This is a genomic window from Urbifossiella limnaea, from assembly GCF_007747215.1.
GTDB classification, from domain to species: domain Bacteria; phylum Planctomycetota; class Planctomycetia; order Gemmatales; family Gemmataceae; genus Urbifossiella; species Urbifossiella limnaea.
Window position 1 is genome coordinate 489,745 of sequence record NZ_CP036273.1, and the last position, 22,763, is coordinate 512,507.

Genomic DNA, 22,763 nt, shown 5'->3' on the forward strand with positions numbered 1-22,763 from the left:
AACGACCAGCCGGTTACCGGTGCGAGCCCAGACCAGCGGGGGACTGCTTCCGTGACCAAGAAAGAAATCGTCCGCCAGCTGTGCGAGAAGGCGAACAAGGAAAAGCTCCTCAAGGGGAACCTGACGCAGCTGGCGACCAAGGAATTGGTGCAGTGGACTTTCGACGCCATCATCGACACCCTCGTCTCCGACGGCCGCATCGAGCTGCGCAACTTCGGCGTCTTCGAGGTGAAGCAGCGCAAGCCGCGGAAGGCGCGCAACCCGCGCACCGGCGAGCGCGTCGACGTGGCGTCGAAGAACGTGGTCACGTTCCAGCCGGGTAAGGAGATGGAGGAGCGCGTCCGGCTGGCGAAGGTGGCCGACCCGAAGCGGAAGACGCGCCGCGCCAAGCCCGACGACGACGCGGGCGACACGCCGGACCTGCCGGTGCCGTCGGCCAACGAGGCGCCGGAGCCGGTCGGCGCGACGGGGTGACCAGGTCGGGCGGCGGGCCGCCGCCCGCCTTTCCGCTTTCCGCCTTCCCCCTTGCACGCCGCCCGCCCGTAGACGACAATACACCCACTGCCTGCCCGCGCCCCGCGGCGCGTCCCCCCGCCTACCCGCCCTTCCGAGGGTCGTGTCCATGCCGCTCCCGCCCCCCCGCCTCGCGGCGGTCCTGATCGCACTCGCGTCCCTGGCGTCGCCCGCCGCCGCGCAGGACGCCCCCAACCCGAACGACGTGAAGGCCGTCGCCGTCCACCCGGCCCGCGTCGCGCTCAACGGGACGGACGACGCCGCGCAACTGGTCGTCACCGGCACGCTCGCCGACGGCCGGCTCGTGGACCTGACGCACGTCGCCCGCTACGCCGTCGCCAACGCCACCGCGACCGTCAGCGCCACCGGCCGCGTCCAGGCCAAGACCGACGGCGCCGGCGAGATCACGATCGCGTTCGGGGCGCACACCGCCCGCCTGCCGGTCGAGGCGCGAAACGTCGGGGTGAACCTGCCGCTCAACTTCACGAACCAGGTGGTGCCGATCTTCACGCGGCTCGGCTGCAACAGCGGCGGGTGCCACGGCAAGATCGCCGGGCAGAACGGCTTCCGCCTGTCGCTCCTCGGCTTCGAGCCCGACCTGGACTACATGACGCTCGTGAAGGAGGGCCGCGGCCGCCGGCTGTTCCCGGCCAACCCGGACGCCAGCCTGTTCCTCACGAAGGCGACCGGCCGCTCGCCGCACGGCGGCGGCAAGAAGATGGAGCCCGAGTCGGACGAGTACAAGGTGGTGCGCCGCTGGATCGCCGCCGGGATGCCGTGGGGCAACGAGACGGACCCGAAGGTCGTGAAGATCAGCGTGTTCCCCGAGCACCGCATCCTGACCCGCAACGCCACCCAGCAGATCGCCGCCTACGCCCACTACTCCGACGGCACCACCGAGGACGTGACCCGGCGGGCGCAGTTCGAGAGCAACGACGGCGAGGTCGCGGCCGTGACCGAGGGGGGCCAGGTCCGCACGAACCAGCTCAGCGGCGAGGCGGCGATCATGGCCCGCTTCCAGGGGATGGTGACGGTCACCCGCATCACCGTGCCGCTCGGCCAGAAGACGCCCGAGTGGCAGTTCCCCGCTCAGACCGTGGTCGATCAGCACACCGCGAAGAAGTGGCGCGAGCTGGGCCTCGTGCCGTCGGAGCTGTGCACCGACGAGCAGTTCATCCGCCGCGTGTCGCTCGACATCACCGGCTCGCTGCCGACGCCGGCGCAGGTGGCGGCGTTCGTGGCGGACGCGGACGCCAAGAAGCGCGAGAAGCTGGTAGACCGGCTGCTGGAGACGCCGGAGTACGCGTACTTCTTCGCCAACAAGTGGGCCGACATCCTGCGGGTGAAGCGCCGCGGCGAGGCGAACCGGGCCGCCGGCACGTTCGCGTTCCACGAACACATCCGCCTCGCGATGGCCAACGACACCCCGTACAGCGAGTTCGTCCGCGGCATCGTGACGGCGACGGGCGACGAGCGCCGCAACCCGGCGGTGGTGTGGTACAAGGAGCTCACGACGCCCGAGAACTTCGTGGACGACGTGGGCCAGGTGTTCCTGGGGCAGCGGCTGGCGTGCGCCAACTGCCACCACCACCCGTACGAGAAGTGGAGCCAGGACGACTACTGGGGGCTGGCGGCGTTCTTCGGCAAGGTCGGCCGCAAGGAGCTGCGCCTGCCGAGCAGCAACCCCAATAACAACGACAACAAGACGCAGGTGATCTTCACCCGGTCGTCGGGCTCGGTCACGAACAAGCGGACGAACAAGGCCGCCGAGATCCGCCCGCTGGACGGCCAGCCGATGGAGACGTTCGACGGCGACCCGCGCGAGAAGCTCGCCGACTGGATGACGGACAAGAGCAACCCGTTCTTCGCCAAGGCCGTGGCGAACCGCTACTGGGCCCACTTCTTCGGCCGCGGCATCGTGGACCCGCTGGACGACATGCGGATCACGAACCCGCCGTCGAACCCGGAGTTGCTCGACGCGCTGGCCAAGAACCTGACCGACAACAACTACAGCCTGAAGTCGTTGATCCGCACGATCTGCAAGAGCCGGACGTACCAGCTCAGCAGCGCCCCGAACGACTTCAACAAGCTGGACAAGCAGGCCTACGCCCGGTTCTACCCGCGGCGGGTGAGCGCCGAGGTGCTGCTGGACGCGGTGAACCAGGTGACGGACAGCCCGGGCGGGTTCAACGGCCTGCCGAAGGACAAGAACGCGCCGGGCCGGGCGATCATGCTGCCGGACGAGTCGTTCACGAGCTACTTCCTGGACGTGTTCGGCCGGCCGCAGCGGATCAGCGCGTGCGAGTGCGAGCGGGTGAACGAGGCGAACCTCGCCCAGGCGCTGCACCTGCTCAACAGCGACGAGATTCAGGGGAAGGTGACGCGCCCGGGCGGCCGCGCCGCGACGCTGGCGGCGGACATGCGGCCGGACCGCGAGAAGGTGACGGAGCTGTTCCGCTGGGCGTTCGCGCGGACGCCGACGGAGGCCGACCTGACCGCGGCGCTGGCCCACGTCCGCGACATGGAGGCGAAGCACATGGGCGCCGCCGGGAAGCGGATCGCCTACGAGAACATCCTGTGGGCGCTGCTGAACACGAAGGAGTTCGTGTTCAACCAGTAGGATGAGGTTCGGGGGCCGCGACCGGCCCCCGCTCTCGACCAAGGAGTGGTCTGTCGTGCTCCGCCCCGCCGGCCCACGACCGACGCCCGCTCAGGCGTCGGTCGCGCAACACCTCTCCTGGCGCCTCGCGCTGTTCGTCGTGCTCCTGGCGTTGTGGTCGTGGCGGCTCTGCTCGCCGATTTCGCCCGAGCTCCGCGACGGGATACTCGCCACCGGCCAGCCCTACCTCGCGGCGAAGACGGCGCACGTCGTCGGCTACGCCGCGCTGGCGGCGCTCGCCGTGGGCCTGCTGGCGCCGCGGCTGCTGATCGGCTTCCTCGTGCTGCACGGCGTCGCCACGGAAGTGATCCAGACCTACGTCCCCGGCCGCACCGGGCAGTTCACCGACGTGCTGATCGACTGGGCCGGCATTGCCGTCGGCGTTCTCGCCGCCCGCTTCGGGACCCGCCGCCGGGGGTGACGCATGACCGCGCCCGAATCATTCCCGCGGATCGTGATCGTGAAGACGCCGATGGGGACGGTCGGCGACGTGATCCCGCTGCGGCCGGGCGTGACGGGGATCGGACGCGACCCGGAGCCGCGCCCCGGCGAGGCGGGGCTGATCCTCCTGCCGCACTACGCCGTCTCGCGCCGGCACGCCCGGCTGACCCGCACCGCCGACGGCGTGGTCATCTTCGAGGACTGCAACCCGCGCGGCGGGCTGACGCTGAACGGCCGGAACGCCATCGGCCGCGGGCCGGTCGCGCTCAACGACGGCGACCGCCTCAAGGTCTGCGACTTCCTGTTGGAGTTCCGCACCGGCCCGACCGCGCCGCCGGCCGCGGGGCTGTCCGACACCCGCCAGTACATCGTCGAGGTGGCCACCACTGAAGGGCCGATCTCGGAGCGGTACGACACCTACGAGGAGGCGGCGGCCCGAATCGAGGCGCTGCCGGCGGCCATCGTGCGCGGCATGCCGTTCCTCTTCCACGAGCTGCCGGACGGGTCGCAGCGGCTGGTGCGGAACGACTTGAAGCCGCTCCAGTGGCACCGGCTGGAGCACGAACAGGACGTGCCGCTGGGGGACGAGGTGATTCCGCTCGGCGACGAGAACGACATCCCGGAGGCGGTAGGGTACGTCGGGCCGCGGATCAAGCCGATCTCGCGGCCCGTCGAGGACGACGACGGGGAGGAGCCGCTGCCGCTGGCGGAGTAAACGTTCACACCACCCAGTCGGCGGCCGGCTTCTGCACCCGCAGCAGGAACGTCGGGTTGATCGCCTCGAACCGCAGCGCCTCCAGCTGCTCCACCCCGCGCGACAGGTTCATCAGCAGCACCTCGACGCCGCCGCCGAGGCGCTTCAGCACCGCGTACGTCGCCGTCAGCATCTCCAGCGTGCCGACGTTCGTCACCAGCCGGCCGCCGGGGCGAAGTGCGGCGTACGCCGCCTCCAGCAGGCGCGCCACCTCGCCGCCGTTGCCGCCGACGAACACCGCGTCCGGCGCCGGCAGATCCGCGAACACCGCCGGGGCCGAGCCGTACACCGGCTTCACGTTCGACACCCCGAATTGCGCCGCGTTCGCCACGATCAGGTGGTAGTCGGCCGTGTCCTGCTCGATGGCGTAGCTCGGCGCGGGATGAACCAGCCCGGCCGCCTCGATCGCCACGCTGCCGCTGCCGGCGCCCACGTCCCAGAACACGTCGCCGGGGTGCAGGTCCAGCTGCGACAGCGCCACGCCGCGCACCTCGGCCTGCGTGATGAGGCCGGTCTTGGGCCGCGTCTGGGCGAACACCTCGTCGGGGTTGCCGAAGCGGCGCAGGCGGGCGGCGCGCGGCCGGTCGGGGCGGTTCGGCTTCCGCTTCAGGATCAGGATGTTCAGCGGGTCGAACGTCATGTCGCGCACCTCGCCGAGGTCGGCGCGGGTGATGCGCTCGTCCTTGCCGCCGAGGTTCTCGCACACGAACGCGGTGAAGTAGTCCATGCCGCGGCCGAGCAGCTCCGCGGCCACGCGGCTCGGCTGGTACCGCGGGCTGGTGAACAGTCCCACGGTCTCGGCGCTGCGAATCTTGTCGAGCACGTCGTCCAGCGACCGCGCCGCGAGGTCGGTGAGGAACGCCTCCTCCCAACTCTCGCGGAGGCGGGCGAACGCCAGCTGCATCGACGAGACGTGCGGCATCACCTCGAACAGCTCGGGGCCGACCTTCTCGGTGAGGTAGCGGGCGGTGCCGTAGAACAGCGGGTCGCCGCTGGCGACGATCGCGGTGACGCGCTTCCCCACCGCGGCCTTCAGCTTCTCGACCACCACCGGCAGGTCGGTGCCGATGACGACGCGCTCGCCGGGCAGCTCGGGGAGGAGGCGCAGCGTGCCCTCGGAGCCGAAGACGACCTCGGCGGCCAGCAGCAGTTCGCGGCCGCGCGGGGAGAGGCCGGCGAGCCCGTCCGGGCCGATGCCGATCACGGGAACTTTGGAGGACATGGGAGTTTGCAATTTGTGGGTTGTCATTTGGGATCGCGCGCCGACCCGGTCCGCACCGCGTTCAGGCTCAAGATACGGATACGTCGTTCTCGCACGCGCCCGGGGTGCCCCCCAAATTGCAAACTCCAAATTCCAACTCACGCCGTTACCGAACCCGGCTTGGCACGCGAACCGCGCCCCGCGTAGAATCGCCGTCAGGGGCGGTACAGTCCCCCCATCCTGCCACGCAGAAGGGTTTCGCCATGGTACGGGCGGGTCACGGCTTCCTCATCCGGTTCGGCGTCCTCGCGGCCGCCCTCGTGGTCCTCTCGGCCGGCGGCCGGGCGCAAGACCCCGACCTGCCCAAGAAGGTCGAGAAGAAGGCCGCCCCGAAGGCCCTCGCCCCCGCCGACGAGGAGGCGCTCAAGGCCGAACTGCTCGACTTCAACAAGGCCAAGACGGACGCCGCCCGCACCGACGTGCTGCGGGCGTTCATCAAGGACAAGGCCAAGGCCAAGCAGGGCGTGCAGCTCGCGGCCAAGATGCAGAAGGCCGGCAAGGGGAAGGAGCGGGCGTTCACGTTCAACGGGGCGCTGGTCGTCGGCCGGGCCGCGCTCATCGTCCGGGAGTTCGACACGGCCGAGTACTTCTACGAGTTCTGCGTCGAGGCCGCGACCCGGCTGGAGAGCGGCGAGAAGATGCTCCAGGCCTACGACGGCCTCATGGACGTGTACTGGGACAGCAAGCGGTACGCCGACCTGGACGAGCTGTGCGAGCGGTTCCTGGAGCTGAAGGGGCCGAAGGAGGTCGAGGACGCGCAGGGGCCGGTGATCGAGAAGATGATCCAGGCCAAGGCCATGCGCGGCAACACCGACGAGGCGCTGCGGATCGCCGAGAGCATGATCCAGGCGACCGACGGCGGCTGGTACTTCACCCAGACGAAGGGCTGGGTGCTCCGCAACGCCGGCCGCTACCCCGCCGCCATCGAGACGTACGAGGACGCGATCGCCAAGCTCGACACGTCCCGCGGCCTGAGCAAGGACATCAAGGCGCGCATGAAGGACAACATGCGCTACACCCTCAGCGGCCTGCACGTCGACAACAAGGACATCGACAAGGCGGCGAAGGAGCTGGAAGGGCTCATCAAGCGGCACCCGGACAGCCCCACGTACAAGAACGACCTCGGCTTCATCTGGGCCGACCACGACCTGAAGCTCGACGAGGCCGAGAAGCTCATCAAGGAGGCGCTCGACCTCGACAAGAAGCGCCAGGAGAAGGCCGTGGCCGACGGCAAGCTCGACAAGGTGCAGGAGACGAGCGCGTACCTGGACAGCATGGGCTGGGTGCTGTTCAAGAAGAAGGACTACAAGGGGGCGCTGCCGTACCTGAAGAAGGCCGCGGCCGACGAGGACGACGGCGACCACCTGGAAATCTGGGACCACCTGGCCGACTGCCAGCTGGCGCTGGGCGACAAGGCGGGCGCGATCGCGTCGTGGCAGCGCGGGCTGACGTTCGACGACGTGTCGCGGCGGGACGAGGCGCGGCGGCGGCGGGTGATCGCCAAGCTGAAGGAGCAGGGCGCCGAGCCGCCGCCGATGCCGAAGCGCGAGACGCCGCCGCGGCGGAAGGTGGATTAACCAGGGTTGCCGCTTGCGGCGTAGCGCTACGCCGCAAGCGGCGAACCAACATGCCCCTCCTCTGGCTCCACGACGGCACTACGCCCGCCGCCGACCTCGACGTGATCGCCCCGCCGCCGTCCGAGCGGTGGTGGTCGCTCGCGTCCGAACCGGACCTCCTGGCGCTCGCCGACGCCGGCCGCCGCTGGGCCGTCGCCGGCGTCGGCATGGGCGGACAGGCCGCGGTCCGCCTCGCGCTGCGGCACCCCGACCGCTTCCCCGTCGCCGCCGCCGTCGACGCCGCCTTCGACTTCCACGACCTGCACGGCCGCGGCACCGCGCTCGACGACCTGTTCCCGACCCGCGAGCGTGCCCGGCAGGCCACGGCGGTGCTGCACGTGGACGCGTGCCGGTGGCCGCCGCACCTGTGGTTCGCCGCCGACCCCGCCGGCCCGTGGCACCGCGGCGCCGACCGCCTCCACGAGAAGCTCACCGCGTACGGCGTGCCGCACACCGCCGACCTGGACACCTCCGGCCCCGGGTACGCGGCGAAGAAGCTGCCGGAACTGCTGGCGTTCGTGGCGGCCGGCCTGGCCCGCGAGGCGCGGCGGCTGGCGTGACCGCCGTTTGACCCGCCGACGGCGCGTGCTTATACTCCCTCACTTCCCGCCGGCCGGATGCCCCATGTCGCGCAAGCTCCTCGCCGTCGTCGCCATCGTCGCCGCCGGCGCCGCCGCGTGGTACGTCCTCCGCCCGCCGCAGTCGCCCCCGCCGCCCGCCGCCAGGCTGCCGCTCAACCCCGGCGACCGCGTCGCAGTCGTCGGCAACGGGTTCGCCGAGGGGATGCTGTACCACGGCCACTTCGAGACGCGGCTGCACGCCCGCCACCCGGAGCACCGCCTCGTCGTCCGCAACCTCGGGTACGCCGGCGACGAGGTGACCACGCCGCCGACCCGCGCCGTCGGCCACCTCGACCACGGCACCACCCGCCTCGAAGACGTCAAGCCGGACGTGGTGATCGCCTGCTACGGCATGAACGAGTCGTTCGCCGGCGCGGACGGGCTGGCCGCGTTCGAGGACGCGCTGAACGAGTTCGCCGGCCGCGTCATCACCACGCCGTTCAACGGCCGCGCCCCGCCGAAGCTCGTGCTCGTGTCGCCGATCGCCCACGAGAACACCGGCCGACCCGGCTTCCCCGACGGGGCGGCGCACACCGAGGTGCTGAAGCAGTACGCCGAGGCCGTGGGGCGCGTCGCGGCGAAGTCCGGCTCCGTGTTCGTGGACCTGTTCGAGCCGTCGCGCCGGCTGATGGCCGAACACAAACTCACGACCGACGGCATCCGCCCGACCGACGCCGGCGACAAGCTCCTCGCCGCGGCGCTCGACGAGGCACTGTTCGGCCCGCACCCGACCGGCGGCGCCGAGTACGAAGCGCTGCGGACCGCGGTCAACGACAAGAGCCTGCACGTCTGGTACGACACGCGGCCGGCGCAGGGGAACTTCATCTACGGCAGCCACAAGACGGGCGTGAACCAGCCGGTCTTCAAGGCCGAGTTCGCCAAGCTCCGCAAGATGATCGAGCTGCGCGACGCCCGCGTCTGGGACATCGCCGCCGGCAAGCCGGTGCCGCCGCAGATCGACGACTCGCCGTCGGGGACGCTGCCGCCGGTGGAGTCGAAGTTCGGGCCGGCGCGGGTGCCGACGACGGCCGAGACGCTGAAGGCGTTCACGACGGCGCCGGGCTTCGAGGTCACGCTGTTCGCGTCCGAGGAGCAGTTCCCCGAGCTGAAGAAGCCGGTGGCGATGACGTTCGACGCCCGCGGCCGGCTGTGGGTGAACACGTGGCCGTCGTACCCGCTGCACCGGCCCGGCGACGCGCCGCCCGACGACAAGGTGCTGATCCTCGACGACCCGCAGGGCACCGGCAAGGCCGCGACCGCCAGCGTGTTCGCCCGCGGGCTGTACCTGCCGACCGGCCTCGCCGTCGGCGACGGCGGCGCCTACGTCGGCTGCCCGCCGGACGTGTGGTTCCTCCGCGAAGGCGGCGGCCGCGAACGCGTCCTGCCGGGCTTCGGCAACGCCGACACGCACCGCGCCCTCACCACGTTCCGCTGGGGGCCGGGCGGCGAACTGTACTTCGACGAGGGCGTCTACAACTACTCGCAGGTCGAGACGCCGTACGGCGTGCGGCGCAGCTTCAACGGCGCGGTGTGGCGGTACGACGCGCGGGCCGGCCGGCTCGACGCCCACGTGGCGTACAAGTTCGGCAACCCGTGGGGGCACGCCTTCGACCGCTGGGGGCAGGAGTTCGTGGCCGACGCCGCCGACGGCTCCACGTACTTCGCCACGCCGTTCAGCGGCCAGACCGACTACCCGCGCCAGCACCCGCCGCTGAAGACGATGCACGAGAAGCAGTGGCGGCCGACGGCCGGCTGCGTGGTGGCGTCGGGCCGGCACTTCCCCGACGACTGGCGCGGCGACCTGCTCGTGAACAACACGATGGGCGTGAAGGGCGTGCTGCGGTTCCGCCTGTCCGACGCCGGCTCCGGGTTCGTGGCCACGCCGGCCGACCCGCTGCTCGTGTCCGCCGACCCGGCGTTCTGCCCGGTAGATATTGCCTTCGGGCCGGACGGGGCGCTGTACGTGTGCGACTGGTCGGACGCGGTGACGAACTACATCGCCGTGCCGCTCCGCGACCCGTCCCGCGATCACACCCACGGCCGCATCTGGCGCGTGGCCGCGAAGGGCCGCCCGCCGGCGCCGCGGCCGACGATCGACGGCGCGCCGGTGGCGGCGTTGTTCGATCTGCTGAAGGCGCCCGAGGACGCGACCCGCGACCTGGCCCGGCGCGAGCTTCGGTTGCGAGACGCGAAGGAGGTGAGCGCCGCGGCCGACCGCTGGGCGGCGGCGCTGAACACCGCCGACCCGGACTTCGCGCACCACCAGTTGGAGGCGCTGTGGGCGTGCCAGCATGCCGACGCGGTGAACGAGCCGCTGCTGCGGGCGGTGCTGAAGTCGGCGGAACCGCGGTCGCGGGCGGCGGCCACGCGGGTGCTGTGCGCGTGGCGCGACCGACTGCCCGACGCGCTGGGGCTACTGGGGCCGGCGGCGCGCGACGACCACCCGCGGGTGCGGCTGGAGGCGGTGCGGGCGCTGAGCTTCTTCCGCACCCGGGTGGCCCGCGACCTGGCGGCCGCGGTGGCGGTGCCGCCGGGGGACGACTACCTGCGCTACGCAGTAGACGAGACGCTGGCGACACTCGACGAGCGGTTGCGACGGTAGTTGGGGGGGGCCGGCTACCCTCGGGGCGGATCACGCCGGCCGGCTTCCCCCGCGGCCGGCGGCCTGAAATGCCCCACCCCGGCGGGCGTGATTCGGGTGCCACGAACCCGACGGATCAACGCAACTATCGGCGCGGATGATTCGTCGGGTATTTCGGGCGTAAATCGGCGCCGGCTGTGAATTTCCGGTTGTCGCGCCGCGAATTGACGATTAAAGTAGGTGGTTGTGAAGTAGTCCTATCTGTCCCCAGTCTGAGTTTCGCTGCAGTCCTCGTTCTTTCTCCCGAGGTATCGAATGTCTCCCCTCCCCCGTCGGTCGCGTGGCTTCACGCTGATCGAATTGCTGGTCGTGATCGCGATCATCGCGATCCTGATCGGCCTGCTGTTGCCGGCCGTGCAGAAGGTGCGTGAGGCCGCCGCCCGCGCCAAGTGCATGAACAACCTGAAGCAGATCGCCCTGGCGGCCCACAGCTACCAGGACACGAACAACGGCCTGCCGTGCGCCGTCATCATGAGCCAGTACTCGGACGCCCCGGGCTCCACGAACATCGGGCCGAACTGGGCCATCCTCATCCTCCCGTACGTCGAGCAGGCGCCGCTGTACAACAGCGTCACGACCAGCATCCAGCTGTGGCTCAACCCCACGACCGTCACCGCCGACCAGGGGTGGACCAACGTCCGCGGGGCCAACATCAACTACTACCAGTGCCCGTCCGACGTCAGCGCCGGCACCCCGTACACCGGCAACTTCGGCGGCGTTCCCACCGGCACGGTGCCCTGGGCGCGTGGCAACTACGCGGCCAACTGCGGCCCGCACTACACCTACAGCAGCCGGCTCAACGGCGGCAGCAGCACCGGCGGCCCGTACGGCCTCCCCGGCCAGGGGCCGTTCTCGGTGTGGACCACCCCGTCGCGTAAGCAGGGCATGGGCATCCAGCAGATCCCGGACGGCAGCTCGAACACCGTCATGTTCAGCGAGGTCATGTCGTCGGCGCAGTCCAACGACCCCCGCGCCGTGTGGGCCTGGGGCCTCGCCGGCTCCAGCACGATCGTCGCCCACGCCGACGGCGACTGCCAGCTCCCGAACGACAAGGCCGGCACCACCAGCGGCTGCTCCGACGACATCAACGGCGCCCCGGACCTGCCCCAGCAGGGCCTGAGCAACTGGACCAGCTGCAACAGCAACCAGGCCACGGCCCGCAGCCGGCACACCGGCGGCGTGAACGTGTTCTTCGGCGACGGCAGCGGCCGGTTCGTCCGCAACGCCATCCAGCAGCGGACGTGGTGGATCATGAACGCCGCCAACGACGGCCAGACCGCCACGGACAACTAAGCCACCCCCGACGCCGCCGGCTGGTGCCGGCGGCGCCCCTCGCGGCCGGTCCGGGAGCCCGCTCCCGGACCGGCCGCGGCCGTTTCCGGGCGTCCCGTCTCGGACGCCCCGCCCGAACCGCGTTCCCCGGCCCCGCGTAGAATGCGCTGAAGAATCCGGCGGCTGACGCCCCCGGCTCGCCCCCCGTCCCGTCCGCCCGACCCGCGACCCCTCCATGCGCGCGCGCTCCAAGTACCTCGTCCCGGCCGCCCTCGTCCTCGCCGTCGGCGGCGGCGTGGCCGCCTACCTCGCCTTCGGCCGCGGCGTCTGGGAGGCCCGCGACCTCCGCCCGCACGTGCGGTCGAACCCGCCGGTCCCCGTCGTCTTCACCTCGCGCTCCGACGCGAGTTCGTTCCAGGCCGCCGCCCCCGAGGGGGAAGGGTTCACGTACCCCGGCACCATCCCGTGGGCCGCCCGCGAAGGCCGCCTCCGCCGGCTCGACCCCGACGGCCGCGTCTTCGAACTCACCTGGGGGCGCACCCTGGACGACGGCGGCACCCTCGTCGACGTGATGAGCCCGTCGATCACCCCGGACGGCGAGCGCGTCGTGTTCGCCGGCCGCCGCGCCGCCCCGGACCCCGGCCGGTGGCGCATCTACGAGGTCCACCTCGACGGCACGGGCTTGCGGCAGCTCACCGGCAACCCCGGCGACCCCGGCTGCGTGAACGTGCCGCCGATGCGGTTCGCGGCCGACGGCTCCACCCTGCCCGACGCCGAGCGGAAGGCGCTCGACTACGACGACGTGGACCCGGTGGACGTCGGCAACGGCCTGGTGTTCGCGTCGAGCCGGCTGCCGGACCTCGGCCGCGACCACGCCCGCCGGGCCACGCAGCTGTGGATCTGGTCGGCCGGCGAGCCGAAGCCGCTGACGCTCACCGCCAACCGCAACAACGACCGCTGGCCGTACCTCACCCTCGCCGAGAACCTGCTGGTCTTCAGCCTGTGGAGCCGCAACCGCGAGGCGGTGACCGAGGACGCCTCGGACGTCCGCCCGGTGGGCACGCCCGGCACCTACGCCACCAGCGCCACCGACCAGTGGATGGGGGCGCGGGTGAACCTCGCCGCCACGCAGTTCGGGTTCGTGGTGAAGATCGCCGAGGCGGTGTGGCGGCCGCGGCCGCTGTTCAACGGGCGGGTGGCGTTCATGACGCCGCACCCGGCGGGGAACGGCCGGCTCCGGCTGGCGCAGGCCGACTGGGGCTACCTCCGCGTCGCCCCCAGTTCGCTGTCCGCCGCCGGCCCCATGCCGACCCAGGTCGGCGGCACCCTGCTGTACGCCCCGGACCGCGACGCCGACGACCGCGAGCTCACCGTCGGCTGCCCGAGCCCGTGCCCGAACGGCACGGTGCTGTGCTCGGCGGCGCCGGTCGGGGCCGCGGCCGGCGGGTACGGGCTGTACCTGTTCCCGCAGGAGTGGTCCACCTGGCAGAAGCCGCAGTTCCTGTTCGACGACCCGGAGCTGGCCGACGCCGAGCCGGTGGCCGTGTACGCCCGGCCGGTGCCGGTCGGCAAGCGGGTGTTCGCGTCGGTCAAGGACTACAAGCAGCCGGACTTCGTGAACCTGTTCAGCGGCAAGAAGTACGAGGGGGCGTACGGGCTGTTCGAGAACTCGATGATCAACGTGCCGTCGGTCGACGACTTCCTCGGGCAGAAGACCGACGCCGGGCAGGGGCCGGTGATCCCGGCGCCGACGAACATCAAGTCGGTGGTGTTCTTCGCCGCCCACCGCGACCGGTTCGACGACCCGGTGAAGCCGCGCGTCCCCGGCGAGTGGGAGCGGCTCATGTCCGAGCCGCTGACTGACAAGGGCGGGCTGCGGGCGTGGGTGCCGGCGATGGGCACGAGCGCGGGCGTGCTGGCCGGGCTGGACGCCGACGGCAAGGTGGCCCGGTGGGAGTCGAAGGCGAAGGACAAGGCCGGCCGGTCGGCGACGTTCTTCGCCCTGGCCGGCGACCACTACAGCGGCGTCCGGGCCGACGGGTACCACTTCTGCCTCGGCTGCCACACCGGCCACACGTTCATCCCGGCGGACGTGACCGAACGGGTTCGATAGTCTAACCCCCACCCGGCCGCCGGCCGGCGGGCCCAAAATCTCCGACGGAGCGACCCATGCGGCGAACGACGACTCTGGCCCTGGCGTGCGCGGCGGCCCTCGCGGTAACGGGGTGCGGCGGCGGCGGGGTGAAGGTGGACGGCAAGGTGGTCAGCGGCGGCAGCCCGTACTCCCTGGGCGAGGGCGAGGGGATCAACATCAACCTCACGCCCGAGGCCGGCGGCACGGCCGTCGGCGGGCAGGTGGAGAAGGACGGGTCGTTCAAGATCACCGGGCTGGAGGGCGGCGGCGTGGCGCCCGGCAAGTACAAGGTGTCGGTCACGCACTACCCGCCGGCCGGGGGGGGCAAAGCCGCCAAGGGGCCGCCGATGCCGGTGACCAAGAACCTGGGCGAGACGTGGGACGTGTCCTCGTCCAACCACACGTTCACCCTCGACATGGCGAAGCTGAAGTAGCCGGCGGCGTGTCGGCTCGGCGGCCGCGGGCGTCAGCCCGCGGCCGCCCGCCGCCGCAAGTGGGTCGCCGCGATCTCGATCAGGTTCGTCAGCGGGCCGACCGTGAACAGCGCGTGGTACAGTGAGTGCACGTCCTTGAACGCCAGCCGGTACACCGTCTCCATCACCGCCACCAGCACCGCCACCAGCACCTGACTCCACTTCTTCCGCGTCGTCGTCGGCGGGTCGGTGATCATGAAGAAGATGTACAGCTGGAACATCGGGCTGGTGATCGGCGCGATCTCCGTCTGCCACGGGTGACCCGTCACCGAGCTGCGCAGGAACGCCAGCGGCACGAAGCTCGCCACGAACGCCAGCGGGATGTGGAACCGCCCCAGCTTGTACATGATCATGCCGCCGAGCACCCAGATGACGGCGACGGCGAGGCCGTTGTTCCCCGCCTGCACGGTCAGGCTGGCGACGTGCTGCGGGGCCAGGAACAGCATCATCGTCACGCCGAAGTTCGTCGGGTTCCACAGGTGCCGGCCGTAGACGCGCAGCACGTACTTCGACGTGATCGAGATCATCCCGCACAGCAGGAACGGCCACAGCACCGGCGACTTGATCAGGATGCCGGCGCTGATGCCGCTGATGTACGCGCTCGTCAGGTTCGGCCACGTCCCCCAGAAGAACCGGCCGACCAGCAGCTCGGTCAGCACCGTCACGCCGATCGTCAGGAAGGTCGGCGAGTACTCGACGAGCACGCCGTCGGTGAGGGACGTGAGCCACGGCGGGGCGTGCTGCGTTTCGAGGATGCCGGCGGACGCGTCGCCGAGCGCCAGCACCGCGGTGATGAGGATGGGGGCGTGCAGCTTCGGGTCGGGCCACACCACCCGCCACCACACCGCCAGGAGCGCCGCGAGCAGCGCCGTCATGGCCACCACGCGCGGGCCGGAGGCGTCGCCGGTGGCCTCGACGTAGGCGGCGCCGACGCGGTCGCGCACGAGGTAGTACACGGCCACGAGCGCGGCCGTGGCGGCGACGCGGGCCAGGTAGCCGGCGCGGTTGCTGCCGACGCGCACGGCCGGCGGGCGCGGGGCCGTCGGGAGAGTGACGGGGGTCATGGGCCCGGTTCCTCGATCGAATGAAGCACGCCCGGCCGCGGGGCCGGCACCGTCTGCGTCCGTCCGGACGGCCAGCGGATCACGGCCTTCTCGACTGCTGTGTCCGCCCCCAGGCCGAAGTGGAGGCGGAACATCGTCTGCGAGGCGTACCCGTCGCCGGCGGTCACGGCCTGCACCTGCTCGACCGTCTGCCCGCCGGCGCGCCACGTCAGCCGCACCTCGGCGCCGACGGCGTCGCGGTTGCTCCACCCGGCCTCGCGGCCGGGCCGGGCGCCGCCGGTCAGGCGGAACTGCACCCAGTCGCGGCCGGGGGCCACGGTGTTCGAGTACACCAGGAGCGGCCCGCCCTGGTTCGCCACGACCACGTCGAGCACGCCGCGGTTGGACAGGTCGCCCAGGGCGACGCCGCGGCCGTCGTGGGTGTCGGTGACGCCGACGGCCGCGGCCACGTCCACGAACCCGCCGCCCTTGTTCAGCCACACGCACTTCGGCTGGAAGCCAGACAGGCTCTGCCCGGCGATCGGCGGCCAGAAGCGGGCGTCGCGGATGAGCCCCTTCAGCCCGCCGGCGATCTTCCCGTAGTCGAACCAGTAGCTCCTGGCGCGGTCGGCCGAGATGTACCCGTTGGCGAGGAACAGGTCGAGCCGGCCGTCGTTGTTCAGGTCGCCGAACCGCGCCCCCCAGCTCCAGCCGCCGCGGGCCACGTTCAGCGCGTCGGCCTGGTTCACGTACCGCGGCAGCCCGTCGGCGGTCCGCCCCGTCGGCACCCACAGGTTGTTGCCCTGGACCAGATTCCCCGGCTCGCTGATGTTCGACACGTAGATCGCCAGCCGGCCCTGGTTGTGGACGTCGCCGAGGTTGGCGTTCATGCCGCTCTTGGGGGCGACGCCGACGCCGGCCTTGGCCCCGACCTCCTCGAACGTGCCGTTCCCCTTGTTGGCGTAGAACTCGGACACGCCGTAGTCGTTCGCCAGCACGATGTCCGGGTAGCCGGTGCCGCACAGGTCGGCGGCCACGACGCCGAGCGTCCAGCGGGTGCTGGTGATGCCGGCCTTCGCGGTCACGTCCTCGAACGTGCCGTCGCCGCGGTTGCGGAGGAGGTACTTCTTCCCGCCGTTGGTGGCGTACTCGAACGACTCGGGCATCACCTCCGTGGTCGCGAGGTGCCACAGGTCGAAGTCGTCGCGCCAGTACCCGGCGATGAACAGGTCGAGGCGGCCGTCGCGGTCGAAGTCGAGCCAGCAGGCGCTGTTGGCGTTGAGCCACGCCGGCAGCCCGGCCCGGTCGGTGACGCGTTCGAAGCGGGTGCCGCCGACGTTGCGGAACAGCTCGGGCTTCCCCCACTTGTAGACGAGCAGGTCCGGGAAGCCGTCGTTGTCGTAGTCGGCCCACACGCTCCCCATGCTGACGCCGGTGCCGGGGCGGTTCACGTCCGCGACGCCTGCCGCCGCGGCGACATCCACGAAGCTGCCGTCGCCGCGGTTGCGGTACAGGCGGTTCAGCCCGCCCTCCTTGCCGGTGACGACGTACAGGTCGAGGTGCCCGTCGTTGTCGAAGTCGACGACGGACACGCCGGCGCCCATGCCGGCGACGATGGGCATGATGTGGGCGAGCTGCGCGTCGAGCGTCGGCGACTCGTGCTGGAAGTCGATGCCGCGCTCGGCGGCGGTGTCGGCGAGGTGGAAGCCGTAGCGCTTCAGCGCCTCGGCGGGGTCGAGCCCGCCCTCGGCGCGGGCGTCGCGGTTCAGGTACACGACGGCGCCGAACAGCCCCAGGAGGAAGACGCCGAGAATGGCCTGCTTGACGGGTTGGCTCACGGCTGTCTCCCGCGCCCCGGCCGCAGCCCGCGCGAAAAGTCGTCGGGGGAAACGTGCCGGGTGTGGAACGTCTCCCAGTCCTTCGGGAACCGGCGGAACACCGGGTCGTCGGCGAGGCGGCCGGGCGGCCGGTCGTAGGCCGGCATCCCGTGGTACGGCAGTGGTAGTACGGTGCCGCCGAACCGCGTGTTCAGGTCGCCGTCCTTCACCCACCCGTCGTTGACCCACACGAACGTCCGCACCCACCCCGCGGGCGGCGGCGGGGCTTCGGCGAACCGCAGCAGAATCTCGTCGCCGGCGGTCAGGATCGCGTAGCGGTCGTCGGCGCTCGCCAGCAACTCGGTCACGTCGCCGAACCGCGTGTGGAAGCCGATCAGGTCGCGCCACACCTGCCGCCGCGACTCCAGGCTGTCGTAGTGCGGCAGCTCCGGCGAGCTGGGGTTCGCCTGCGTCATCTTGAGGATACCACGGTGCCGCAGTTCCGCCAGCGCGGGCCGCAGCTCGGTCTTGCGCGCGGCGCCGAAGTCGCGGCCGGGGGCGACGTGCAGGGCGTCCCAGAACACCTCCATGTTCGTACGCAGGCGGAAACGCCTGCACACGCCCGGCCCGGCGAGGCCGTCGAGGCGGATCAGCACCGTCTTGTTCTTCCCCGCGGGGAAGCCGACGACGCGGGCCTGCCGCCAGCCGCCGCGGCCGTCGGGCACCTCGAGCACCACCGGCCGCGGCCGCGCGTTCGTCCCCTGCTCCAGCGCCAGGTTGATCGAGCTGTCCGTCGGGTGAATCCAGCCGTGGGCGACGAGCCACACCGGGCCGTCGGCCGGCGCCTCGTCGCCGAGATCGACCTCGACCCAGTGGTCGGACGTGACGCCCTGGTACAGCCCGCGGCCGCAGCGGTCGAGGTACACGCCGTCCACCGCCTTGACGACCGCAGTGGCGTCGGCGCCGCGGTGGTCCTTCGCCGAGGACACCGGCCGCGCCGGGCCGGTCAGGATCGCCGTCGGCTCCGTGGGCTCGAGCGCGAACCGCTCGTCGACGTACAGCTCGGTGCCGGGCGGGTGGTCGACGACGTGCAGCGCCAGGTGGTCGAAGTAGTGCGTCTCCCACAGGTTCGCCTGCGCCCGCAGTTCGTAGTGGCCGTCGCGCGGCACCAGCTGGTCGCCGCGGACGCGGACCCACTCGCGCGTCTGGAGGATGCCGCCGGGGTTCTGGGCGTTGATGTACATGCCGAGCGGCGTGCTCCACATGAAGTCGGCGACGAACACGAATCGCTCGCCGTTCCACGTGAACAGGAACGGGCACGACCCCTTCAGCCGTTGCAGCGGCGACACCGTCTGGTCCACCGCCAGCTCGAACTCGACCTGAGCGACGCCGTTCGGCCAGCGGACGCGGACCACCTGCGCCCGGGTGCGCGTGCCGAGGCCGACGCGCACGGCCGGCCCGGTGATCGGCCGCTTCACGACGTGCGTGCCGGACCGCACCTCGATCTCGCCGCCGACGGCGAACGAGTTGATGCGGTTGTCGCCGCCCTCGCCGCCGTCCGCCTGCGGCTGTGCCCGGAAGCGGATCGTCTGCCAGTGATACCCTTTCGTGCCGGCGGCGCGAAACCGCTGCGGCTTGCCGTCCGCGTCGAGCGCCAGCAGTTCGGCGGCGCCGGTGCCACCCACGGCCGACACGCGCGCCGGGATCGGAGCGGCGAGCGGCGTGAAGGTTCCGCCGTCGCCGCCGAGCCACGCCGCGCCGCCGGCCGCACCCGACATCAATAGGTCGGGTACGCCGTTGTTATCCAGGTCTTCGGCGAACAGCCGCACGTCCCCGGCGGGGACCGGCCCGCGGGCCAGTTCGGCCACGTCCCACGCGCCGCGGCGGTCCCGCGCGCTGATGCGCAGGATGGCGCCGTCGTCGCGCACCGCGACCAAATCCAGCACGCCGTCGGCGTCGGCGTCGGTGACGGCCAGCGCCAGGAACTTGCCGGCCGGCGGCGCCGCGGGCCACGGCACGAAGCTGCCGAACCGCTCGTTGGCGAACACCTGCAGCCGCCCGCGGGCGTCGAGCGTGGCGGCGTCGGCGACGCCGTCGTCGTCCAGGTCGGCCCACGCGAACGCCCGCACGTCGGTCGCCTCGGCGAAGATCGGCCGCGGGGTGAACGTGCCGTCGAGGTTGTTCCGCAGCAGCACGCACGGCCCGGTGCGGCGCGCCACCACGACGTCCAGGTCGCCGTCCAGGTCCACGTCCGCGGGCAGCGCGGCGGTGATGTCGGCGCCCAGCACGTCGGCGGGGAGCTTCGTCGCGGCGGTGGCGTCGGTGAAGGTGCCGTCCGCGCCCTGCTGGTAGAAGCGGAGGCCGCGCGGCCCGGCGAGGAGCAGGTCGGTGCGGAAATCGTTGTTCCAGTCCAGCGACACGAGGCCGTCCGGCGCCAGCGGCAACGACGGCAGCACGGCCGCGGAGTCGGAGCGGCGCACCTCGCGGTCGTTCGCCACGAACACGACCGGCGCCGCGTCGGCGGTGAGCCACACGGGTACGGCCACGTCCCACTTCCCGGCGGGCGCGGCGAGCGGCTCGGCGGCGAACGTCAGCGCGTCGTCCGGCGCGGCGGGTGCGTTGCGGGCCGGGGCGAGGCGGCGGAACGTGCGCAGCGGCCGGCCGGCGACCACGTCGCGCGGGTTGATCTCGTCCGCGTCCCGCGTGTAGCCCGGCTCGGCCATCAGCAGGTTGCGGAAGCCGAACACGGCGCCGCCGGCGGGGTCCTTCTCCAGGTCCGCGAACTGCGCCTTCGTCGGCTCCGTCCAGGCGCCGCTCAGCCGGCGGAAGCGGGCCAGCGTGTCGGCGACCGCGGCCTTGTCGCCGCGGCGCACGGCCACCTGCAACCGCTCCACGAGGGCGAGGCGGTTGTCCGGCCGGGCGGCGAGGATGCGCTCCATCAGCTGCTGGTACTCGGCGTCGGCGTCGGCCTTCCGCTCGCGGTCGGTGAGGCGGGCCAGGGCGTACAGCGCCTCCACGTCCGTCGGGTTCTTCTCGACCACCCGCCGCAGCCGCGCGGCCGCCTCGGGGAACTTCCCCTGCTGCTCGTCCAGCAGCCCGAGAAACAGCTGGATGTCGGGGTCGTCGGGGGCGAGCTGCTCGGCGCGGCCCAGGTCGGCGGCGGCCTGCGGGAACTGCCGCGAGCGGAGGTAGAACAGGCCGCGGTCGGCCCAGCCGGCGGGCTCGCGGGGGACCAGCTCGACCGCCCGCGTCAGGTTCTTCTCGGCCACGTCGCCGACGCCCACGTCCAGCGCCGCGACGCCGACCTCGAACGCCTCGACGTACTCCTCGTAGGCGGCGCTGCCGGGGAGGGGCAGGCGCGTCGTCTTCCACCAGACGTAGCCGCCGGTGCCGAGCCCCGCGAGGAGCACGAGCGCGGCGGCGGCGGCGAGGCGGCGGCGGTTGCGGGGCGGCGGGAGAGTCGACATCGGGCGCTCGCGGCGGGGCACGTGGGGAACGTTGTAGGCGCCGGCCGGCGGGGCGAACCGGGCCTCATTCCCCGCCGCCCCCGGCTACCCCACCGTCACCCCCCGCCGGCGGCGGGCCAGTTCGCGGCGCACGTCGGCCGTGTCCGCACGCGGCGGCAGGGTCACGGCGGTCAGCTTCCGCAGCCGGGCCAGGTACGGCACCACCGCCGCCGACAGCCGCCGACAGCCCGCCAGCCCCACCGCCTCCAGGTCCGGGAAGCGCGTCAGCAGCCGGCACACGCCCGAGTCGGTCACCGCCGTGTCGGCCACGTTCACCGCCTTCAGGCCCGGCAGCGCCCCGAGGTGGCCCAGCGCCGCGTCGGTGACCGACCCGCAGCCGGACAGGTCGATCGCCTCCAGGTTCGGCCAGTCGCGCACGGCCCGCAGCTTCTCCACCGTCGCGTCGGTGGTCCCCTCCGCGGGGAAGGCGAGGCGATAGGCGGCGCCCGGGCGCAGGGTGATGTCGCCGGGGAGCTTGCCGGGCACGGGCGCCCAGTCGGCGCCGGTGCGGGCGAAGGCGATGGCGCGGAACGGCACCGGCTGGCGCACGGCCGGCGAGCGGGCGGCGTCAGCCGGCTGTTGCGAAGGTGGTGGCGGAGGCGGCGCTGGGGGCGGCGCAACCACGACCGGCGGGGCCGGCGCGGGCTTCGGCGCCGGCCCGAGCAGCTCCGCCAGCTTCTCGGCGAGCTCGCCGGCGTCCTTCGGCCGGCGCTCCGGCTTCTGCGCCACGCACCGCGACAGCAGCGCCACGAACCCGCCGCCGATGCCGGCCTCGGCCAGGTCCTCGGCGGCGTCGATGCCGGGCGCCTGGTCGAGCCGCCCGGTCGCCATCTGGTAGCCGATGACGCCGAGGGCGTGAACGTCGTCGCGCGGGTCGGGCGGGCCGCCGCCGCGCTGCTGCGGGCTGGCGTACAGCGGCGTGTAGCTGCCGCGCAGCGACGTTTCCAGCCACCCGGACATCACCGACTGCCCGCGCGGGTTCTGCGTCCGCAGGTAGTCCACGGCCACGCCGCCGATGCCGAAGTCCGTGATGCGGAGCGCGTGCGTCGTGGCCCCGGCGCTGACCAGAATGTTGGACGGCTTCAAGTCCCGGTGGACGATCGGCGGCGCGAGCCGGTGGAAGTGGCCGACCGCGGCCGCGAGCTCGTGCAGCGCCGCCACCACGGCCCGCTCGCGCTCCGCACCCGCCAGTGCCTGCCAGCGGTGAACCAGGTCCGTCAGGCTGCCGCCGCCGACGTACTCGTACATCAGCCACGGGGCGTCGCCGTCCAGGGCCGCGTCCAGCAGCGGCACGATGTTCGGGTGGTGGCCGAGCCCCATCACGCGGGCGATGACCTGCCCCTCGTGCGACGCCAGCTTCGCCTTCGCCAGCGGGTCGGTGCAGAACTTCACGGCCCGCGGCTGCGGGATGAACGTGTGCCGCACGAGCCACACCTCGCCGAACCCGCCGCTGCCGATCAGCTCGGCGAGCCCCCACCCGGGCCGGCCGGGCAGCGCGTCGCCGGGGCGGAACTTTGGCACCCCCGCCGGCAGCACGCGCAGCAGATCCGCCGGCGCGTCCAGCGCGAAGTCGGGCGGCACGGTGCGGCCGCTGGGGTCGTCGGCGCGCTTCATCGAGGCGCGGACCGCGGCCGGCACCTGCGCCAAGTACAGTTCGAGCGTCAGTCGGTCCTCGGGCGGGCCGGCCGCCGCCACCTCCTGCGCCACCTCGGCGGCGACGCGCCGGGCCTCGTCGGCAGACGCGGCGGCGGCGGCGGCTACGTCCGCGCGGAGCTGGTCGGCGCGGCGCTTCTCGCGGAACAGGCGGTAGGCGTCGCCGGCCACGTCGAACAGGTACGGCCCGCCGGGCACGAACTCGCACAACCCGCGGACGCCGCGGCCCATGACGGCCTGGGCGACACATTCGATCAGGGCACGCATCGTCGTCCCTCGTCATTCGTCATTCGGGACGGCCGTGCGGCGTGGATCGCCCCCCGAATGACGAGGGACGAATGACGTCGGACGACCGCATTT

Annotated in this window: 15 protein-coding genes; 10 read left to right on the top strand and 5 right to left on the bottom strand. The window is 72.3% G+C overall.

Translation table 11 applies throughout. The annotated features are described in order from the left end of the window. Positions 1 to 51 precede the first annotated feature (51 nt). From ETAA1_RS02115 to ETAA1_RS02130, 4 genes are all read left to right on the top strand, one after another. Complete coding sequence (locus tag ETAA1_RS02115) at positions 52 to 474, top strand: HU family DNA-binding protein (protein WP_145233894.1); 423 nt, start codon at positions 52 to 54, stop codon at positions 472 to 474. A 148-nt stretch (positions 475 to 622) separates the two neighbouring features. Then, positions 623 to 3,133 carry a DUF1549 domain-containing protein gene (locus ETAA1_RS02120; protein WP_145233896.1) on the top strand — a complete coding sequence of 837 codons (2,511 nt, stop codon included), beginning with the start codon at positions 623 to 625 and terminating at the stop codon, positions 3,131 to 3,133. A 55-nt stretch (positions 3,134 to 3,188) separates the two neighbouring features. Next, the gene (locus ETAA1_RS02125) at positions 3,189 to 3,593 is read left to right on the top strand and encodes a VanZ family protein (protein WP_202920599.1); all 405 of its coding nucleotides are present in this window, start codon (positions 3,189 to 3,191) and stop codon (positions 3,591 to 3,593) included. Between the two features lie 3 nt (positions 3,594 to 3,596). Further along, positions 3,597 to 4,328: an FHA domain-containing protein gene (locus tag ETAA1_RS02130; RefSeq protein WP_145233899.1), complete on the top strand. Its 732-nt coding sequence runs from the start codon at positions 3,597 to 3,599 to the stop codon at positions 4,326 to 4,328. A gap of 4 nt (positions 4,329 to 4,332) precedes the next feature. Here ETAA1_RS02130 and cbiE read toward each other — a convergent pair whose 3' ends face one another. Next, a complete protein-coding gene (cbiE, locus tag ETAA1_RS02135) occupies positions 4,333 to 5,589 on the bottom strand; it encodes a precorrin-6y C5,15-methyltransferase (decarboxylating) subunit CbiE (protein ID WP_238389349.1) in 1,257 nt (418 codons plus the stop codon). Positions 5,590 to 5,831: 242 nt separating this feature from the next. Between cbiE and ETAA1_RS02140 the strand changes: the two genes are divergently transcribed. The 6 genes from ETAA1_RS02140 (at position 5,832) to ETAA1_RS02165 (ending at position 14,345) form a co-directional block, all read left to right on the top strand. Beyond that, positions 5,832 to 7,205 (top strand): tetratricopeptide repeat protein, encoded by a 1,374-nt coding sequence (locus tag ETAA1_RS02140; RefSeq protein ID WP_145233902.1) that lies wholly within the window; start codon positions 5,832 to 5,834, stop codon positions 7,203 to 7,205. Positions 7,206 to 7,255: 50 nt separating this feature from the next. Then, a complete protein-coding gene (locus ETAA1_RS31395) occupies positions 7,256 to 7,804 on the top strand; it encodes a hypothetical protein (RefSeq protein ID WP_202920600.1) in 549 nt (182 codons plus the stop codon). Between the two features lie 64 nt (positions 7,805 to 7,868). Then, positions 7,869 to 10,466 carry a PVC-type heme-binding CxxCH protein gene (locus ETAA1_RS02150; protein ID WP_145233904.1) on the top strand — a complete coding sequence of 866 codons (2,598 nt, stop codon included), beginning with the start codon at positions 7,869 to 7,871 and terminating at the stop codon, positions 10,464 to 10,466. A gap of 294 nt (positions 10,467 to 10,760) precedes the next feature. Then, positions 10,761 to 11,798, top strand: coding sequence for a DUF1559 domain-containing protein (locus ETAA1_RS02155; RefSeq protein ID WP_145244537.1), 1,038 nt, complete (start codon positions 10,761 to 10,763; stop codon positions 11,796 to 11,798). A gap of 214 nt (positions 11,799 to 12,012) precedes the next feature. After that, positions 12,013 to 13,890, top strand: coding sequence for a TolB family protein (locus tag ETAA1_RS02160; protein ID WP_145233906.1), 1,878 nt, complete (start codon positions 12,013 to 12,015; stop codon positions 13,888 to 13,890). Positions 13,891 to 13,946: 56 nt separating this feature from the next. Next, positions 13,947 to 14,345, top strand: coding sequence for a hypothetical protein (locus ETAA1_RS02165; RefSeq protein WP_145233909.1), 399 nt, complete (start codon positions 13,947 to 13,949; stop codon positions 14,343 to 14,345). Between the two features lie 32 nt (positions 14,346 to 14,377). On the opposite strand, the gene ETAA1_RS02170 is transcribed toward ETAA1_RS02165, so the two are convergent. The 4 genes from ETAA1_RS02170 to ETAA1_RS33295 all read right to left on the bottom strand — a co-directional run bounded on the left by ETAA1_RS02170 (position 14,378) and on the right by ETAA1_RS33295 (position 22,670). Continuing rightward, the gene (locus tag ETAA1_RS02170) at positions 14,378 to 15,448 is read right to left on the bottom strand and encodes an RnfABCDGE type electron transport complex subunit D (protein ID WP_145233911.1); all 1,071 of its coding nucleotides are present in this window, start codon (positions 15,446 to 15,448) and stop codon (positions 14,378 to 14,380) included. Then, positions 15,445 to 17,265 (bottom strand): CRTAC1 family protein, encoded by a 1,821-nt coding sequence (locus ETAA1_RS02175; protein ID WP_145233913.1) that lies wholly within the window; start codon positions 17,263 to 17,265, stop codon positions 15,445 to 15,447. Before ETAA1_RS02175 ends, ETAA1_RS02170 begins: the two co-directional genes overlap by 4 nt. Further along, positions 17,262 to 20,711, bottom strand: a complete 3,450-nt coding sequence (locus ETAA1_RS02180; protein ID WP_145233915.1) for a CRTAC1 family protein — start codon at positions 20,709 to 20,711, stop codon at positions 17,262 to 17,264. The genes ETAA1_RS02175 and ETAA1_RS02180 overlap by 4 nt, the downstream gene beginning before the upstream one ends. An 84-nt stretch (positions 20,712 to 20,795) precedes the next feature. Next, a complete protein-coding gene (locus tag ETAA1_RS33295; protein WP_145233917.1) occupies positions 20,796 to 22,670 on the bottom strand; it encodes a protein kinase domain-containing protein in 1,875 nt (624 codons plus the stop codon). Positions 22,671 to 22,763: the final 93 nt, after the last annotated feature.

Coding starts and splice junctions, on each gene's coding strand:
- ETAA1_RS02120 (WP_145233896.1), top strand. CDS start 623: ATGCCGCTCCCGCCCCCCCGCCTCGCGGCGGTCCTGATCGCACTCGCG.
- ETAA1_RS02130 (WP_145233899.1), top strand. CDS start 3,597: ATGACCGCGCCCGAATCATTCCCGCGGATCGTGATCGTGAAGACGCCG.
- cbiE (WP_238389349.1), bottom strand. CDS start 5,589: ATGTCCTCCAAAGTTCCCGTGATCGGCATCGGCCCGGACGGGCTCGCC.
- ETAA1_RS02140 (WP_145233902.1), top strand. CDS start 5,832: ATGGTACGGGCGGGTCACGGCTTCCTCATCCGGTTCGGCGTCCTCGCG.
- ETAA1_RS31395 (WP_202920600.1), top strand. CDS start 7,256: ATGCCCCTCCTCTGGCTCCACGACGGCACTACGCCCGCCGCCGACCTC.
- ETAA1_RS02150 (WP_145233904.1), top strand. CDS start 7,869: ATGTCGCGCAAGCTCCTCGCCGTCGTCGCCATCGTCGCCGCCGGCGCC.
- ETAA1_RS02155 (WP_145244537.1), top strand. CDS start 10,761: ATGTCTCCCCTCCCCCGTCGGTCGCGTGGCTTCACGCTGATCGAATTG.
- ETAA1_RS02160 (WP_145233906.1), top strand. CDS start 12,013: ATGCGCGCGCGCTCCAAGTACCTCGTCCCGGCCGCCCTCGTCCTCGCC.
- ETAA1_RS02165 (WP_145233909.1), top strand. CDS start 13,947: ATGCGGCGAACGACGACTCTGGCCCTGGCGTGCGCGGCGGCCCTCGCG.
- ETAA1_RS02170 (WP_145233911.1), bottom strand. CDS start 15,448: ATGACCCCCGTCACTCTCCCGACGGCCCCGCGCCCGCCGGCCGTGCGC.
- ETAA1_RS02180 (WP_145233915.1), bottom strand. CDS start 20,711: ATGTCGACTCTCCCGCCGCCCCGCAACCGCCGCCGCCTCGCCGCCGCC.
- ETAA1_RS33295 (WP_145233917.1), bottom strand. CDS start 22,670: ATGCGTGCCCTGATCGAATGTGTCGCCCAGGCCGTCATGGGCCGCGGC.